This window comes from Methylocystis rosea (assembly GCF_003855495.1).
In the GTDB taxonomy this organism is placed as follows: domain Bacteria; phylum Pseudomonadota; class Alphaproteobacteria; order Rhizobiales; family Beijerinckiaceae; genus Methylocystis; species Methylocystis rosea_A.
Map to the genome: position 1 here is coordinate 378,321 of NZ_CP034086.1, position 14,574 is coordinate 392,894.

Genomic DNA, 14,574 nt, shown 5'->3' on the forward strand with positions numbered 1-14,574 from the left:
CGCCTCGGGCGCTTTTTCCGTTGAATGTTGAGACGCGCTCAACGTAAGCTTTTCCGCGCATTTGAGCGACCGAGGAGCTTGGCGATGGCGAAGAACGCGATGGACTTTCGGCCCGAGGAAGAGAATGTCGCCTATATCGGCGCCGGCGTGACGCTCAAGGGCGAAATCTCGGCCTCGGATCTCATCATCGTCGACGGCGCGATCGAGGGCGACGTCTCCGCGCGCGTCATTCAGGTGGGGCAGGGCGGCGTCATCCGCGGCAAGGTCAGCGCCACGGAAGCCGACGTCAGCGGCTGGATTTCCGATCATATCGAGATCAAGCAACTGCTGGTCGTGCGCGCCACCGGACGCGTCGAGGGTAAAATCACCTATGGCGAGATCGAGCTGGAAAAGGGCGCCGTCATCGCCGGCGAACTGACAGCGATCGATGATTATCGCGCCGCGAAGGCCGCGCCGGCGGCCAAGCCCGCCGCCGAACGCGTGGAGATCGCCGGCGCGCCGCCGAAACCCTCTTCGATCGATCGCATCAACGAGGCGGTGCGCGGCGCCAAAGGCGCCAAGGGCGCGCTCTATCTCGCCGCCGAGGGCGAGGCGAAGCGCGTCGCGACGCGGACGCTGCTCGGCCGCAAAACTTCGGCGGGCGGGTGAGGCTGATCCTTGCGCGACAGCTTGGCGCGACAGCTTGCCCGGCGGGCGGCGGCGGTCTATAGAACGCTCCTTCCCGCTCCCTTCGTCTAGCGGTCTAGGACGTCGCCCTCTCACGGCGAAAACAGGGGTTCGAGTCCCCTAGGGAGCGCCAGTGAAACTACCCGCTGGGGGCGAGCGCGCGCGACGGCGCCGGCCATTCGTTTCAGACGATCGCGTTACCCGCCTCAGCAATTGACTAAAGGGCAGTCTCAAGGCGTCGCCGCCTTGACGCGTCGATTTCAACCGACGATCGCATGCGGTACAAAGCGCGAGCGATTGGAGGTGATGAGCGCCCTATCCTCGCGGATGGCAAGACCCGCCGGCGCATCGCCAACGAGCCAGCAGCCGAGGACCGGACGCCGGCCGTCGAAAACGGGCAGGGGGCAAAGCGCCTGGCGCACATATCCTTCTTTGCCATAGCCGTCCGTCTCGCCGCGCGCGATGCAGCCGCCGTCGATGAGTTCGACGTCGGCCCCCTCGCGCGAGTAGAGCGGCTTGCGCGCGTAATGCGCGCCGAGCTCTTTCGCGCGCGGGTCGTCCTCGAAATAGCAGGGCAAGAGGTTCTTATGGCCCGGCGCCATGTCCCAGAGCAGCGCCAGCGCGCCCTTGTTCGATAGGATCATCCGCCAGGGCGGCTCGACGAAGCGCGTCCGACCGACGGCGGGGGATTTGCCGAAAGGGTCGGCGAACATCCATTCCCAGGGATAGAGCTTGAAGAGCAAATCGATCTTGCGCCGATCTGGATCGACGAACTCCTCGCGTCGCAAACCTATTCCACTGATGTCGAGAAGCTTCGTCGCGAGCCCCGCCTCCCGCGCGCATTCGGCGAGATAGGTCGTCGTTCCCGCATCTTCCGCGCTTTTCGACATGCAGCAGAGATGCAGCAAACGGCCTCGCGCAACCTCCCCAAAGCGCGCGACAAGCTTCTCGTGTAGCGAGTTGAACTGATCGGCGATTGGCGGCAACTCGCCCCGCGCGATTTGAGATTGGAGCCAATGCCATTGCACGACTGATGATTCATAAAGGCTTGTCGGCGTGTCGGCGTTGAACTCGAGGAGCTTGGGATCGCTCTTCCCGTCATAGACGAAATCGAAGCGGCCGTAGAGCGAGGGGTCGCGCATGATCCAGCTTGTGCGAATCACATCGAAGGCGAATTCCGGAATTCTTAGTCGCCGCAGCAGATCGTCCTGTTTGACGACCTTCTCTACGAGAGCAAGGCACAGGGCATTTAGCTCGGCCGTCGTCGCCTCGAGCCTGTCCTCTATCTCCGCCAGTGAAAAGACGTAGCGGGCGCTTTCTTCCCAATAAGGTTCGCCGTCCGCATAGGCGTAGTCGAAGCCTATCTTTTTTGCCTCGGCTTCGAAGTTTGGACGCGGCGACGAGGCCTCACGCTTCACTAGCCGCCTCCGCCATGCCCGGCGCCGAAGGCCCCGAAGCCGCCGAATCTCGCGGCCCCTTCACCTCCGCCCCCGCCGCCCCAACCACCGCCACCGCCGGATCCCGACGAGCCGGAGGAGCAGGCGGTTTCACTGGTCGAGTCCGTCCGAGCGCACCTGGATTGTTCGATCCACTGCACGACGATGAACAGGACGAAGGCTACCGCGAGAGGCACCCAGATGGCGAGGTAGGCAAGGTAGTGCGCCTGCCGTTGCTCATCGTCCATGGAGCCCGACGGTGCGCCGGCGAAGCCTTCTGGCGCGTTGGAGATGATCGGCGGCGGTTGGACGCCGCGTTTGCCGGACGTTCCGTCTGCCTCCGTCATGTCACGGGCTCATGCAAGCCGCGCTGAGGATGCCGGCCGAAATCGACACGGCGGCGACCCAGAGCGCGGCGGCGATCGCGTTCTGCTGAATGGCGTGCGACAGACCCGGATGCCCAAGCCTCGCGAGGCGATAGGCGAGCACTTGCACCGCGAAAGCGACGAAGCCCCAGGCCACGAACTGGAGCGGCGCCTGTGTGTTGTGGATCGCGCCGGCGAGCGCGATGGAAAAGCCGATGAGGCTGCCCCCGAGCGCGATCGCGGCTGAGGCGTTGTGCTCACGAACGATGAGCTCGAACTCGCGATGCGGCGTCAGCCAAACATAGGTGATGCAAAAGGCCGCGCAAAATGCGAGGGCGGCGGCAAAATAGGCTGCGAACGCAAGCAGTCCGGAAAGAAAGTCGCTCAGAGCCGCCCCCGAAAATCGAACCATCCGCCCAGCATGGGCGCAGGCGCCGTTCCGGACAAGCTTTGGCCAGCCCAGTCTGCATGCCACTAACTTCCTCGGGCTTTATTGACAAGCCGGAGCGGTGGTAGAAATTTCTACAAAGGCGCTAACCGAAGCCGCTATGTGCGGTCGCTCGTTTCTCAAATTTCGCTTCGGCCGAGCCGCGCTCACGCCACCGGCGGATAATAGGCCGTTCTGAACAAAACGCGCGTGGCGTCCCGGGACTCCCGTACGACGGTTTCAGGCGGCAGTTCGCGCAGTTCGCCTTCTGAAAAATTCGCTGGCAATCCTATGGCGACGGCGATCCCCGAATGGATCGCTTCCCGAATGAGCGGCAGCGGGTTCGGCGAAAAATCCCGCCAGCCGAAGCGCGTTTTCGTGAAGTAGTCCGGTCCGCCCCAGGGCGGGTCAATATTCAGCGCATCGAATGAGAGCTTGGGATAGGCCTCCATGACGTCGTCATGAATGAATTCGATGTTTTGCGAGACGCCATAGATCTCGGCGTTATGCTTCGCCATGGATAGCCTGTCGCGGTCGATATCGACGGCGATGACGCGCTTGCCGCATCGGGCGAATGCGATCGCCGAGCCGCCGATGCCGCAAAAGGCGTCCAACACGACGGCGCCGCTGAGGAGAGCGCCGATCTCTGCCGCAAAGCGCTCCGGCTTGACGGAGAACAGCCCCACCTCGTCGGTTTTAATGCCCTCATCCCATTTCGAAAACAAATCGTAGCGACGATCCCAGTATTTTTGGGCGCCTTCGCCGAAGGGATTATCGATGCTGGTCATCACGCGCGCGTTGAGCTGAGCTTTTCGCACTCGATCACGTGGATCGACCCCAGGCAAGGGAGGGAGGCCTCACGCCCAACGCCAAACGCCTCGGCTCAAGAAAAAGCGCCCGGCCAGGTTAGCCGAGCGCAGTCGAAGAGGGGAGAGGGGAGCTCCGTGTCATTGAACCGTCGGCGCTCGGAATTGTTCCAAGCGGCGCGTTGTCGGAATGCGCGCGTCGCCGCGACCCCCCGCCGCCTTGACGAAACGGCTCCGCCTATGCCCATTGAGCGCGATTTTTTCGCCGCGCCGGCGCGCCATTGCGCCAGGGAGACATAGCCCATGAACATCCACGAATATCAGGCCAAGGCCGTTCTGCGCGAGTTCGGCGCGCCCGTCGCTGAAGGCTTCGCCGTGCTGCGCGCCGAAGATTCGCGCGCGGCGGCCGAAAAGCTCCCCGGCCCGGTCTATGTGGTGAAGGCGCAGATCCATGCCGGCGGGCGCGGCAAGGGCAAGTTCAAGGAAGCCAGCGCCGGCGACAAGGGCGGCGTGCGCATCGCCAAATCGATCGACGAGGCCGAGGCCTTCGCGAAAGAGATGCTGGGCGCGACGCTCGTCACGCAGCAGACCGGCGAGGCCGGCAAGCAGGTCAACCGCCTCTACATCGAAGACGGCGCCGCGATCGACAAGGAATTCTACCTGTCGATGCTGATCGACCGCGCAACCTCGCGCATCGCCTATGTGGTCTCGACCGAAGGCGGCATGGACATCGAAAAGGTGGCGCATGACACGCCCGAGAAGATCGTGACCTTCTCGGTCGATCCGGCGACGGGGCTGATGCCGCATCACGGCCGCCAGGTCGCCGCGGCGCTCGGCCTCACCGGCGATCTCGCCAAACAGGCGGGCGCGCTGACCGAAAAGCTCTACGCCGCCTTTGTGGCCAAGGACATGGAGCTCCTGGAGATCAATCCGCTGATCGTCACCAAGGACGGCAAGCTGCGCTGCCTCGACGCCAAGGTCAGCTTTGAAAACAACGCGCTCTATCGCCATCCCGACATGGTCGAGCTGCGCGACAAGAGCGAGGAGGACGAGAAGGAGATCGAGGCGTCGAAATACGACCTCGCTTATATCTCGCTCCCCGGCAATATCGGCTGCATGGTCAATGGCGCCGGCCTCGCCATGGCGACGATGGACATCATCAAGCTCTACGGCGAGTTTCCGGCGAACTTCCTCGACGTCGGCGGCGGCGCCACGACCGAGAAGGTGACGGCCGCGTTCAAGATCATCACCGCCGATCCGAACGTGAAGGGCATTCTCGTCAATATCTTTGGCGGCATCATGCGCTGCGACACCATCGCCGAAGGCGTGATCGCGGCCGTGAAGGAAGTGGGCCTCAAAGTGCCGCTGGTCGTGCGGCTCGAGGGCACCAATGTCGACCTCGGCAAGAAGATCATCAATGAGTCGGGCCTGAACGTCATTCCCGCCGACGATCTCGACGACGCGGCGCAAAAAATCGTCGCCGCGATCCGGGCGGGGTAATTTTTCGCGAAACCCGCCCCTCGACCGCCGTTGCGAATCTTTGGGTTCTTCCTTCTCCCGTAAACGGGAGAAGGTGGCCCTCGCGCAAGCGAGGGTCGGATGAGGGCGCAAAATGCGTGACGACACCCCCATCGAAAGGTTCCATCAAGCCCCGACGCTTCGTCGCGACATGACGAATGCGGAGACATTGCTATGGCGACATCTCCGGGGACGCGGCCTGGAGGGCGCAAAGTTTCGCCGACAAGTTCCGATCGGCCCATTCATCGCCGACTTCGCTTGCTTGAACCACCGGCTGATCGTGGAGCTGACGGGCGTCCACACGAAAACCCGGGTCAAGCGGCGCGAGACCGACGCCGCGACGCTTGGTTCATCAAGAATGGATGGCGCGTTCTGCGCTTGTCCAATGAGCGGGTTATCGGCGGCGCGGCGCTAGACGATATTTTCCGCGCGTTGCGGTCGCCCTCATCCGACCCGGCTTCGCCGGGCCACCTTCTCCCGTAAACAGGAGAAGGAGTCGCGCGTCTCCGGAAGCGGCGTGGGGCTGCGGCTTGGATTTTTCTGCGAAAGTCGCGCTTAAGTCCACTGGCCAAGCTTTCTTCCGCCTTGCGTCATCGGCCCAAAAGGGCCATCTTTAGGCGCGACCTTGGACTTTTAGGCCGCTGTTCCGCGTGGGGCGGCCTTTGCGCGCGATCGTCGCCTTTTAGGGAAGCGCCAGTGCCCAAATCAGCTCTTCTGTTTGCGTCTCCGGCCAGCCGCGCGAGACGCGCTCTGGCGCGCCTGTCGTGCATCTTGGTTGCGGGCTCCAGCGCCTTCGGGCTCTCCTGCGACAGCAGCCTCGCGGCGCGAGAAAATATCATCGTCGCGCGGCCCTTCGAGGTCGGCTCCAGTCTGTCGGGCAATTATCTCGCGGCGATCGTCGCCGGCGCGCAGCGCGACACGCTCGCCGCCTCGACCTTCTTCCGCGAGGCCTTGCGCGACGATCCCAAGAACACCGATCTCGCCGACCGCGCCTTCGTCGCGGCGCTCGCCAACGGCAATATGTCGGAGGCCCTCTCGCTGACCGGCCGCGTGATCGCGCATGACCGCACGAACGGGCTCGCGCATCTCGCCCGCGGCGTCGATCTGATCAAGACTCGCAAATACGCCGCCGCGCGCGCCGAACTCGCCAAGGGCGGCGGGGATCGGCGCCGCGACATCACCTCGACGCTGCTCTCCGCATGGAGCTACGCCGGCGCCAAGGACACGCGTCGCGCCCTCGCAACGCTCGATACGCTCACCGATGACGCCTTCGTGGTGTTTCGCGACTATCATGCGGGCCTGATCGCCGATCTCGGCGGCGACAAGGCGGAGGCGGAAAAGCGCTTCAAGTCCGCCTACACCTCCGAGAAGAACACGCTGCGGCTTGTCGACGCCTATGCGCGCTTTCTCGCGACGAACGGACGGCGCGACGAGGCGAAGCAGCTCTACCTCTCCTTCGACGAGGTCGCCCCCAATCATCCCATCGTCGTCGCCGGCCTCGCCGCGCTCGATGAAGGCAAGCCGTTGCCGCCCTTCGTGCGCACCGCCGACGAAGGCGCGGGTGAAGTGCTGTACGGGCTGGGCGCCGTCGGCGGCCGCCAGGGCGACGAACTCGCCTCGCTCATCTATCTGCGCCTCGCGCTGCATCTTGCGCCGGAGAACGCTCTCGCCATCGTCACGCTCGGCGACGTCTATGAGCGCATGAAGCAGGAAGAGGCCGCCATCGATCTTTATCAGAGCGTGCCGAAAGACAGTCCGCTGCGCGTCAACGCCGACGTGCAGGCGGCGCTTCTGCTGGAGACGCTCGGCAAAACCAAAGAGGCCAGCGAAAATCTGTCCGCGATCGTCGCCGCCAACCCCAAGAATCAGGAGGCGTTGACGGCGCTCGGCAATCTTCAGCGCTCGCGCAAGGCTTTCGCCGACGCCGCCGTGACCTATACGCGCGTGCTCGATTTGCGGTCGAAGGCGGACAAGAGTCTGTGGCTGCTCTACTATTATCGCGGCATCGCCAATGAACGGCGCAAGGATTGGCCGGCGGCGGAAGCCGATCTCAAAAAGGCGCTGGATCTCAATCCCGACCAGCCGCTCGTGTTGAACTATCTCGGCTATTCGTGGGTCGACAAGGGCTCCAATCTCGACGAAGCCTTCAAGATGCTGCGCCGCGCCGTCGATCTGCGGCAGCGCGACGGCTATGTCGTCGACAGTCTCGGCTGGGCCTATTATCGCCTGGGGCGCTATGACGACGCCGTGCGCGAATTGGAGAAGGCCATCGACCTGAAGCCGTCAGACCCGGTGATCAACGATCATCTCGGCGACGCCTATTGGCGCGTGGGCCGCAAGCTCGAAGCGCGTTTCCAGTGGAACCATGCGCGCGATCTCAATCCCGAGCCCGACGAACTGCCGAAGATTCTCGACAAGATCAACAACGGCTTGGCCGACAATCCGACGCTCGCCCATGACAAGGCGGCGCAGAACGGCGGGTGATTACGCCTTCTCGTCCGCCATCTCCAACACGACGCGCCATTCTTCGTCGCTCACCGGCTGCACGGAGAGGCGCGAATTGTTGACGAGGACCATGTCCTTGAGGCGCGGCTCGGCTTTGATCTCGGCGAGCGTGACCGGCTTTTTCAGGGCCTTCACCGCCTTCACATCGACCATGCCGAATTTGCCGCTCTCGTCGGTGTGGTCGGGATAATAGGTCTTGATGATCTCGACGATGCCGACGACCGCCTTGTCCTCGTTCGAATGATAGAAGAAGCCTTTTTCGCCCTTCTTCATCGCCATCAGATTGAGTTTGGCCGAATGGTTGCGCACGCCGTTCCAGAACGTGCCCTTGGCGCCGGCCTCGACCTGCTGATCCCAGGACCAGCTCGACGGCTCGCTTTTCAACAGCCAATGCGCCACTAGAGCTGCGCTCCCACCACGCGTTTCCAGGGTTTCAGCTCCACCGAGGCGAAGAGGCCGGCGGCGGCGTAAGGATCTTCGCTAAGCAGCGCGCGCGCCGCCGCCTCATTCTCGCAGTCGAGAATGAGCAGGGAGCCGACGGGGGTCTCGCCGTCGAGAAAGGGGCCGCCGAGCTTCACGCGCGCGGCGTGCTTGTCGAGGAAGGCGAGATGCGCGGCGCGGGTCGACATGCGCAGCTCGACGTGATCGGGCTTATCCAGGCAAAGGGCGACGAAGAACACAGGCGGCCTCGCGTAAGCGTGACGAAGGCGCAACTTGTTCCAAAGCGCGCGCCGCCGGTCAACAGCGCCGCCGACGAAATGACGATTTCATATTCGAAGAGGCGAGGGCTTCGGGAAGGCGGAGGTGCCAGGCGATCGGGTCTGGAAGGCGCGCTTTAGGCGCGCGTCGCCGGCGCCTCGAGCTCCTGCGCGACGACGCGGTCGCCAAAATCGATGATGGCTTCGCGCAAAGCGGCGATTTCGGCGTCGCTCGCTGCGATGGGGACGATGGACAAAGCCTTGGACCCGTTGGCGGCGCGGCGCAGATTGGCTCGCTCCGCGCGCAGCGCCTCGACGGCGCCTTGCAGCATGGCGTTGTCGGCGCGCGCCGATTCGAGCTTTCCGGCGGCCTCGTTCGCTTCGGCGCGCGCGACGCGCAGCGCTCCCTCCAATTGGTCGCCGTCGCTCTTTTGGCGTTCTTCGGCGGCTTTGAGCTGCGCCCGCGCCGCGTCGAGCTCGGCGGCGAGCGTCTCGCCCAGCGTGCGGGTCGCGGCAAGTTCGCCCGACATGCGCGTCAGCAGATCTTCAAGCTCCGTGGCCCGCGCGCCCGACTGCGCGGCGCGCGCATGCTCCTCGCGCAAGACCTGCAGCTCGCGCTGCATCTCGCTATTGTGCTGATGCAGCGCCGCGACGCGCGACTCATAGGCGGCGACGAAACCGTCCAGCTGCGCCCCGGCCCCTTCGTCCTGCGCCGCCGTTTCCGATCGAATCAGCCGCAGTTGCGCGACGCGGCCTTCGGCGCGGTCGGTCATTTCGTGCAGCGCTCTCTCCGTGGCGTTCAGAAGCTCGGTGCGCTCGCCCAAAACCTTCTCCGCCTCATTGACGCGCAGGTTCATGTCGCGATTGTCGGCTTCGGCGCGATTGAGCTGCGTTTCGAGATCGGCGATCCGCGCGACATGGCGGCCGACCGTCGCGAGATCGTGCGCCCGCGCGGCTTGCGTCGCCTCCATCGCTTGTTCGAGCCGCCGCTCGCGCACGGCGAATTCCGCGCGCAGCAGATCGCGCTCGGCGACGACTTCCTCCATCGACATCGGCGCAAGCATCTGCAGCCGTCGCATCGAAAGACGAAGCGCGCGCCGCCAGAAAGCGGGGAGGAACATCAAGGCGAAAAGCCCGGCGACGAGGAAGCCGAGCGCGAAATACATCGCTTGTTCGATCAAGACGCAGCAATCCTTGATCCGTCTCAAGGTGGACGGCGCTGCGGATTTTGCCACGTAATGACGCGGAACGCAAAGCACGAGCTATGGTTCGTCGGCGCGCGCGATGCAATACGACCGCGGCGCGCCGCGTCGTCCGTTTGAATGACGACTTTCCCGCCTGCGGGCCGCAGAACGGCGGAAGCAACGGCCGCTGGCGTTGCTCGCTGAAAGCAGGAGAAGCCAAATGATTTTATCCGCTGGCGTTTTTCGCGGGGGCCGCGCGCGCGGCGCGCCGCGATTGCGGCGGGCTCGGCGATGAGCGCCATGCGCTGTCCCGGCGCGCCCGCGCTTCTTGTCGGCGATCCGGCCGAAAGAAGCCCGCAAGGCGCCACCAATGAGCGAGTCTTCGCGACTACCCTTGCGGCGGATGAAAGCGTTCTCGCCGCCGCGCAAACGCAGGCCGCGCCGGCCGCGCGCATCCAATTCGCGCCGATTTGTGTTGAAAACGACTGTGCGCATTGGAGCGGCGGCGGATGCGCCGTGCTCGGCCGCATCGCGCAACTGCTCGCTGAGGCGGCTGCGCCGGTGAAGCGCAGTCCCGCCTACGAATGCAGCATTCGTCATGATTGCCGCTGGCGCGGGCAGCGCGGCGACGAGGCCTGCGGGATTTGCGGATTCGTCGCCAGGGAGCCGCTCGCTCCGTCTCCGCGCCGTGTGGGGGCGAACGGGGCTTTTGCGCCTTAAGTCGGCGCGTGAGAAGCGGATCAGAACGGGTTCCAGGTCGATTCCGGCGTGAATTTCAGATAGCCGAGATTGAGGCCGAGCCGCGCGCCAAGTCCCGAGCGCACCGGCATGACGACCACTTCGTCATTGTTGAGCGCGGTGAATCCGAGGCCGCCGACGAGATAGGCTGATCCGGCGGCGCCGGAGAACCGCCGATAGATAGAGTCGACCGACGGCAGATTATAGACGAGCATCATCGTCCGGGCGCCGTCGGCGCCGGCGTCGAGGCCAATCGATGGGCCTTGCCAGAACACGCGTTGCTGGCCGGCGTTGCGCGTATACATCCTGCCCTCGCCATAGCGGAGCCCGCCGACGAACGCGCCGCCCGCCTCCTGGCCAAGGATATAGGCGTTGGGACTGCCCCACTGCCGCGACGCGCGCTCGACGCCTTCGGCGAGGCCGCGCGAAATAGAGCCGAAAAAGCGGTGGCCGTTCTCGACGATCTCACCGCTGGAATAGGTTTCGGGCCGCTGCGCCGCGCGGGCGAAAGAACCAGGAGCCGCCCAAGCGCAGGCCGAGGCGGCGGCGAGGCGAAACAGGTCGCGGCGCGAGGCGGCGTTGAACGAAGATTTGCTCATGACGACGAACTCCAGGACGAACGTGTTCAAGCGCCATGCGTCGGCGTCAACGATGGCCGACCCGCGGCGCAGTTGCGTCGCAAAGGCGACAGGCGGACTTGCGCCCGCCAAAGTCGCGCGCCGTAGTTAAGGAAGCGTTGCGGCGGCTTCGAGCGCGGCCGCGTCGGCCCAGGCGATGAACGGACCATTGCGATAATCGTCGGCCTTCTTGCCGTAGCGCAGCGGCGCGCCATCCGGATCGAGCGTGACGCCGCCGGCCGCGCGCAGCACGGCGTCGCCCGCGGCGGTGTCCCATTCCATCGTCGGTCCGAAACGCGGATAGACGTCCGCCTCGCCATTGGCCAGCAGGCAGAATTTAATCGAGGAGCCAACGGGCGCGCTGCGCGCGATGCGCTGTCGCGAGAGAAACGCTTTCGTCGCCTCGTCGAGGTGAGACTTCGAAATCAACGCGACCAGCCCTTCCGGGGGACGCGGCCGCGCACGCAGCGGACGCCAGTCCTGCATCGGCGGCAAGGACCCGCCAGGGGCCGCCTGCGCCTCATAGCCCTGCGCGCCGGCGAACCAGACGCGGCCTTGCGCCGGCGCGTAAACGGCGCCAACGCGCGGCGCGTTCTTCTCCGCGAGCGCCACATTGATGGTGAAATCCGAGCTGCGGGCGAGAAACTCGCGCGTGCCGTCAATCGGATCGATCAACAAAAAGGCGTCGCCGGCGCCGAGCGTCTTGCCGCGCGCGGCGCTCTCCTCGGCCAAAAAGGGCACGCCGGGCAGCGCCGCTTCGAGTTCGCGGAGCAGATAGGCCTCGATCCGCTCGTCCGCCTCGGTCACGGGCGATGTATCGCCCTTGAGTCGCGACTCGATTCTTGCATTGGCCAGCGTCTCCATCGCCAGCGCGCCCGCCGCAATCGCCATATTCGCGAACAGGCGGGCGAGGTCTTCGATGTCGCCAGACGCGCTCGCCGACTGAACAAATCTCTCCGCCGCCATCGTTCGATTCCCCCAACGTTTGTTTGCGATTCAGGCGCATGTCATTTGCAATCCGCGCGGCGCCCGCTAGTTTCGTTTTAGCCTGAACGCAGTGATTCGCGCGCCGCGTCAGTCCGCCGCGCATCATACAGGAAGACGGGATCAAGCTTTCTTGAGACGTCGCCGCCTTCACCCGCTTTGGATGGCATCATGACCAAATTCTCGCTCGACCCTCTCGATCTTGCCGCGCTCCTGTCCTCGCGGGTCTGTCACGACGTCATTTCGCCGGTGGGCGCGATCGTCAATGGTCTTGAAGTGCTCGAGGAGGAGAAGGACGCCGAGATGCGCGGCCATGCGCTGGCGCTGATCAAATCGAGCGCCAATGAGGCGTCGGCGCGGCTGCAGTTTTGCCGGCTCGCCTTCGGCGCCGCCGGTTCCAAGGGCGCCTCGATCGACACGGGCGACGCCGAACTGGTGACGCGCCAGCTGATCGCGGACGAGCGCACGCAACTGTTTTGGAGCGTTCCGCGCGTGCTGATGTCCAAGAACAAGGTCAAGCTGCTGCTGAACCTCTGCGTCTTGGCCGACGCGGCGATCCCGCGTGGCGGCGTGATTTCCGTTAGCTCGGCGGGTGAAGACGATCGGGTGACGTTCAGGATCGAGGCGAAAGGCGTCAATGCGCGCGTCGCGTCGAACGTTCCTCGGCTGCTCGAAGGCGAATCGGAAGAGGGCGCGATAGACGCCCGCGCCATTCAAGCCTATTACGCCGGCCTTGTGGCCAATGCCTGCGGCATGCAGGTTGTTGTTTCCAGTGAGCCGGAACTCGTGACGATCGAGGCGATCCCTGTCCAAGCGGCGGCGGGGATGGATGCGCCTGCAGAGAGCGCCGTCGCCTGAAGCCAAGCCCCGGGGTGGAGCCTTGCGGGACCCGCGCGAGACCCGCGGATCCTGCCGTCTTCGATGAAGCGTCTCAGCCAAGCGCAGACGCACTAATCGGCGCTGGTGCTTCGCTGAGTCGCGCGCGGAAGCGCCTTGGCGTCGCGCAGATGGTTCTCCAGCATCGGAATGGCGCTCTGCGCCCATCGCTTCAGATCGGCGTTCTGACCGTTCTTGGCGTAGCTTTCGAAAAGCTTCACAGCCTTCTCGTGTCCGTCGATCTGCTGTGTCCGGAAGCGCTCTTCGAAGCGCGCGCCCGTCGCTGAGGTCAATTGCTGCAGAAGATTCTGGTGTTCCTTGTCGAGCGCGGTCGGCGCGTTAATCCCGCCTTGCTGCAGGATCGGCTTCAGTTCGTCGTCCATGTTCGTGTGATCTCTGATGATCCTACGGGCATAGTCGAGGAAGTCCTGAGTGTTTGCCTTGTTCTGAGCTTCGCGTCCGGCCTGAATTTCAAAATTGCCGATGTTCCAGGCCTTGTCCACGAAGTTCTGGGTCGTGGCGTCCACTCGGTTTGTTCGGGTCATCGTGGCCGTTGAGCCGGATTTCGTCCAAGACCCGGCAAGCGCGTAACTGGGCGCCAGAAGCGCAAGCGCCATGGCGCCGGCCAGCAGGGGTTTCCTCATCTTCGTCTCCTCGACGTTTGGCCCCCGCACCGTAAACCGATCGCGCACACGCCTGTTCCTCGAGATGCTTCAGTTGGCAAAAAGAAAACGCCGCATCCTCGGACGCGGCGTTTTGCGTTTCGCTCGTGATCGCGCTTTTGCTTCAGCGTTGGCGATGGCGCCGTATCAGGCGGTGATGCGTTCTTCCGCTTCGCTGGGCTCGCGCAGCACATAGCCGCGGCCCCAAACGGTCTCGATGTAGTTGCGGCCTTCGCTGGCGTTGGCGAGCTTCTTGCGCAATTTGCAAATGAACACGTCGATGATCTTCAATTCCGGCTCGTCCATCCCGCCATAAAGATGATTGAGGAACATCTCCTTCGTCAGCGTCGTGCCCTTGCGCAGCGAGAGCAGCTCCAGCATCTGATATTCCTTGCCGGTCAGATGCACGCGGGCGCCGCTGACTTCCACCGTCTTCTGGTCGAGATTGACGATGAGGTCGCCGGTGATGATGATCGATTGGGCGTGGCCCTTGGAGCGGCGGACGATGGCGTGAATGCGCGCGACCAGTTCGTCCTTATGAAAGGGCTTCGTCAGATAATCGTCGGCGCCGAAGCCTAGGCCCTTCACCTTGTCTTCGATGCCGGCGAGTCCGGAGAGAATGAGGATCGGGGTCTTCACCTTGGCGACGCGCAGCGTGCGCAGCACCTCATATCCGGACATGTCGGGCAGGTTAAGGTCGAGAAGAATAATGTCGTAATCATAGAGCTTGCCGAGGTCGATGCCCTCTTCGCCGAGATCGGTCGTATAGACGTTGAAGTTCTCGGATTTGAGCATGAGCTCAATACTTTGAGCCGTCGCGCTGTCGTCTTCGATCAATAAAACGCGCATGTTGGTTCCCCACCGAGCTCCATCGTCCGCGACCGACCGCGCGAAGGACGCGCGCCGGCGGCCGGCGAGAGTCCTCGCCTCAGCGACCTGACCGACCTTCAGCGAAGGTAAGCGGAATTGGTTAATAAACCTTCACTTACGCCTCAAACGCTGCCCTAAATCTTAATCTTGGGCGGTAAGCAAGGCGGACGCGTCACGCTACGTCTGGAAGGACACGGACAGCGACGCGCGAATCACGCGTCG

General features: G+C 64.0%; 16 protein-coding genes, 1 tRNA gene and 1 pseudogene. 7 read left to right on the forward strand and 11 right to left on the reverse strand.

Annotated elements, in window-relative coordinates; all coding sequences use genetic code 11:
* Positions 1-84: 84 nt before the first annotated feature.
* Complete coding sequence (locus tag EHO51_RS01720; protein ID WP_124737442.1) at positions 85-648, forward strand: bactofilin family protein; 564 nt, start codon at positions 85-87, stop codon at positions 646-648.
* A gap of 75 nt (positions 649-723) precedes the next feature.
* A tRNA-Glu gene (locus tag EHO51_RS01725) sits at positions 724-799 on the forward strand.
* Between the two features lie 127 nt (positions 800-926).
* On the opposite strand, the gene EHO51_RS01730 is transcribed toward EHO51_RS01725, so the two are convergent.
* The 4 genes from EHO51_RS01730 to EHO51_RS01745 form a co-directional block, all read right to left on the reverse strand.
* A complete protein-coding gene (locus EHO51_RS01730) occupies positions 927-2,084 on the reverse strand; it encodes a glutathionylspermidine synthase family protein (protein ID WP_124737443.1) in 1,158 nt (385 codons plus the stop codon).
* Positions 2,084-2,449, reverse strand: a complete 366-nt coding sequence (locus EHO51_RS20425; RefSeq protein WP_164479325.1) for a hypothetical protein — start codon at positions 2,447-2,449, stop codon at positions 2,084-2,086. Before EHO51_RS20425 ends, EHO51_RS01730 begins: the two co-directional genes overlap by 1 nt.
* A gap of 1 nt (position 2,450) precedes the next feature.
* Entirely contained in the window at positions 2,451-2,879 is a 429-nt protein-coding gene (locus EHO51_RS01740) for a DUF350 domain-containing protein (RefSeq protein WP_164479326.1), read from the reverse strand.
* A 182-nt stretch (positions 2,880-3,061) separates the two neighbouring features.
* Positions 3,062-3,682, reverse strand: a complete 621-nt coding sequence (locus EHO51_RS01745) for a methyltransferase domain-containing protein (RefSeq protein ID WP_124737444.1) — start codon at positions 3,680-3,682, stop codon at positions 3,062-3,064.
* Positions 3,683-4,003: 321 nt separating this feature from the next.
* Between EHO51_RS01745 and sucC the strand changes: the two genes are divergently transcribed.
* The 3 genes and pseudogenes from sucC to EHO51_RS01760 all read left to right on the forward strand — a co-directional run bounded on the left by sucC (position 4,004) and on the right by EHO51_RS01760 (position 7,702).
* The gene (gene sucC, locus EHO51_RS01750; protein ID WP_124737445.1) at positions 4,004-5,200 is read left to right on the forward strand and encodes an ADP-forming succinate--CoA ligase subunit beta; all 1,197 of its coding nucleotides are present in this window, start codon (positions 4,004-4,006) and stop codon (positions 5,198-5,200) included.
* Between the two features lie 169 nt (positions 5,201-5,369).
* Positions 5,370-5,701, forward strand: a pseudogene (locus tag EHO51_RS01755) (endonuclease domain-containing protein).
* 288 nt (positions 5,702-5,989) lie between these two features.
* Positions 5,990-7,702: a tetratricopeptide repeat protein gene (locus tag EHO51_RS01760; RefSeq protein ID WP_124739996.1), complete on the forward strand. Its 1,713-nt coding sequence runs from the start codon at positions 5,990-5,992 to the stop codon at positions 7,700-7,702.
* Here the strand turns inward: EHO51_RS01760 and EHO51_RS01765 are convergent, their stop codons facing one another.
* The 3 genes from EHO51_RS01765 to EHO51_RS01775 all read right to left on the reverse strand — a co-directional run bounded on the left by EHO51_RS01765 (position 7,703) and on the right by EHO51_RS01775 (position 9,602).
* Positions 7,703-8,122 (reverse strand): EVE domain-containing protein, encoded by a 420-nt coding sequence (locus EHO51_RS01765; protein ID WP_124737446.1) that lies wholly within the window; start codon positions 8,120-8,122, stop codon positions 7,703-7,705. It abuts the gene before it with no gap.
* Entirely contained in the window at positions 8,122-8,403 is a 282-nt protein-coding gene (locus EHO51_RS01770; protein WP_026222783.1) for a YciI family protein, read from the reverse strand. The genes EHO51_RS01765 and EHO51_RS01770 overlap by 1 nt, the downstream gene beginning before the upstream one ends.
* 155 nt (positions 8,404-8,558) lie before the next feature.
* Positions 8,559-9,602 (reverse strand): hypothetical protein, encoded by a 1,044-nt coding sequence (locus EHO51_RS01775; protein WP_245434699.1) that lies wholly within the window; start codon positions 9,600-9,602, stop codon positions 8,559-8,561.
* A gap of 294 nt (positions 9,603-9,896) precedes the next feature.
* Between EHO51_RS01775 and EHO51_RS01780 the strand changes: the two genes are divergently transcribed.
* Positions 9,897-10,325: a hypothetical protein gene (locus EHO51_RS01780; protein WP_164479327.1), complete on the forward strand. Its 429-nt coding sequence runs from the start codon at positions 9,897-9,899 to the stop codon at positions 10,323-10,325.
* 20 nt (positions 10,326-10,345) lie between these two features.
* On the opposite strand, the gene EHO51_RS01785 is transcribed toward EHO51_RS01780, so the two are convergent.
* Together EHO51_RS01785 and cysQ are read right to left on the reverse strand one after the other, a co-directional pair.
* Entirely contained in the window at positions 10,346-10,942 is a 597-nt protein-coding gene (locus EHO51_RS01785; protein ID WP_124737447.1) for a DUF1134 domain-containing protein, read from the reverse strand.
* 126 nt (positions 10,943-11,068) lie between these two features.
* Positions 11,069-11,926 (reverse strand): 3'(2'),5'-bisphosphate nucleotidase CysQ, encoded by an 858-nt coding sequence (cysQ, locus tag EHO51_RS01790; RefSeq protein WP_124737448.1) that lies wholly within the window; start codon positions 11,924-11,926, stop codon positions 11,069-11,071.
* A 189-nt stretch (positions 11,927-12,115) separates the two neighbouring features.
* Here cysQ and chpT point away from each other — a divergent pair, with 189 nt between their 5' ends.
* Positions 12,116-12,802, forward strand: coding sequence for a histidine phosphotransferase ChpT (chpT, locus tag EHO51_RS01795; protein WP_124737449.1), 687 nt, complete (start codon positions 12,116-12,118; stop codon positions 12,800-12,802).
* A 92-nt stretch (positions 12,803-12,894) separates the two neighbouring features.
* Here chpT and EHO51_RS01800 read toward each other — a convergent pair whose 3' ends face one another.
* Together EHO51_RS01800 and ctrA are read right to left on the reverse strand one after the other, a co-directional pair.
* Positions 12,895-13,464, reverse strand: coding sequence for a DUF4142 domain-containing protein (locus EHO51_RS01800; RefSeq protein ID WP_245434700.1), 570 nt, complete (start codon positions 13,462-13,464; stop codon positions 12,895-12,897).
* Positions 13,465-13,629: 165 nt separating this feature from the next.
* Positions 13,630-14,331, reverse strand: a complete 702-nt coding sequence (gene ctrA, locus EHO51_RS01805; RefSeq protein WP_018407261.1) for a response regulator transcription factor CtrA — start codon at positions 14,329-14,331, stop codon at positions 13,630-13,632.
* Positions 14,332-14,574: the final 243 nt, after the last annotated feature.

What these genes read in the sequence shown, in the direction of transcription:
- EHO51_RS01720 (WP_124737442.1), top strand. Translation starts at nt 85, where the DNA reads ATGGCGAAGAACGCGATGGACTTTCGGCCCGAGGAAGAGAATGTCGCC.
- EHO51_RS20425 (WP_164479325.1), bottom strand. Translation starts at nt 2,449, where the DNA reads ATGACGGAGGCAGACGGAACGTCCGGCAAACGCGGCGTCCAACCGCCG.
- EHO51_RS01740 (WP_164479326.1), bottom strand. Translation starts at nt 2,879, where the DNA reads ATGGTTCGATTTTCGGGGGCGGCTCTGAGCGACTTTCTTTCCGGACTG.
- EHO51_RS01745 (WP_124737444.1), bottom strand. Translation starts at nt 3,682, where the DNA reads ATGACCAGCATCGATAATCCCTTCGGCGAAGGCGCCCAAAAATACTGG.
- sucC (WP_124737445.1), top strand. Translation starts at nt 4,004, where the DNA reads ATGAACATCCACGAATATCAGGCCAAGGCCGTTCTGCGCGAGTTCGGC.
- EHO51_RS01780 (WP_164479327.1), top strand. Translation starts at nt 9,897, where the DNA reads ATGAGCGCCATGCGCTGTCCCGGCGCGCCCGCGCTTCTTGTCGGCGAT.
- EHO51_RS01785 (WP_124737447.1), bottom strand. Translation starts at nt 10,942, where the DNA reads ATGAGCAAATCTTCGTTCAACGCCGCCTCGCGCCGCGACCTGTTTCGC.
- cysQ (WP_124737448.1), bottom strand. Translation starts at nt 11,926, where the DNA reads ATGGCGGCGGAGAGATTTGTTCAGTCGGCGAGCGCGTCTGGCGACATC.
- chpT (WP_124737449.1), top strand. Translation starts at nt 12,116, where the DNA reads ATGACCAAATTCTCGCTCGACCCTCTCGATCTTGCCGCGCTCCTGTCC.
- EHO51_RS01800 (WP_245434700.1), bottom strand. Translation starts at nt 13,464, where the DNA reads ATGAGGAAACCCCTGCTGGCCGGCGCCATGGCGCTTGCGCTTCTGGCG.
- ctrA (WP_018407261.1), bottom strand. Translation starts at nt 14,331, where the DNA reads ATGCGCGTTTTATTGATCGAAGACGACAGCGCGACGGCTCAAAGTATT.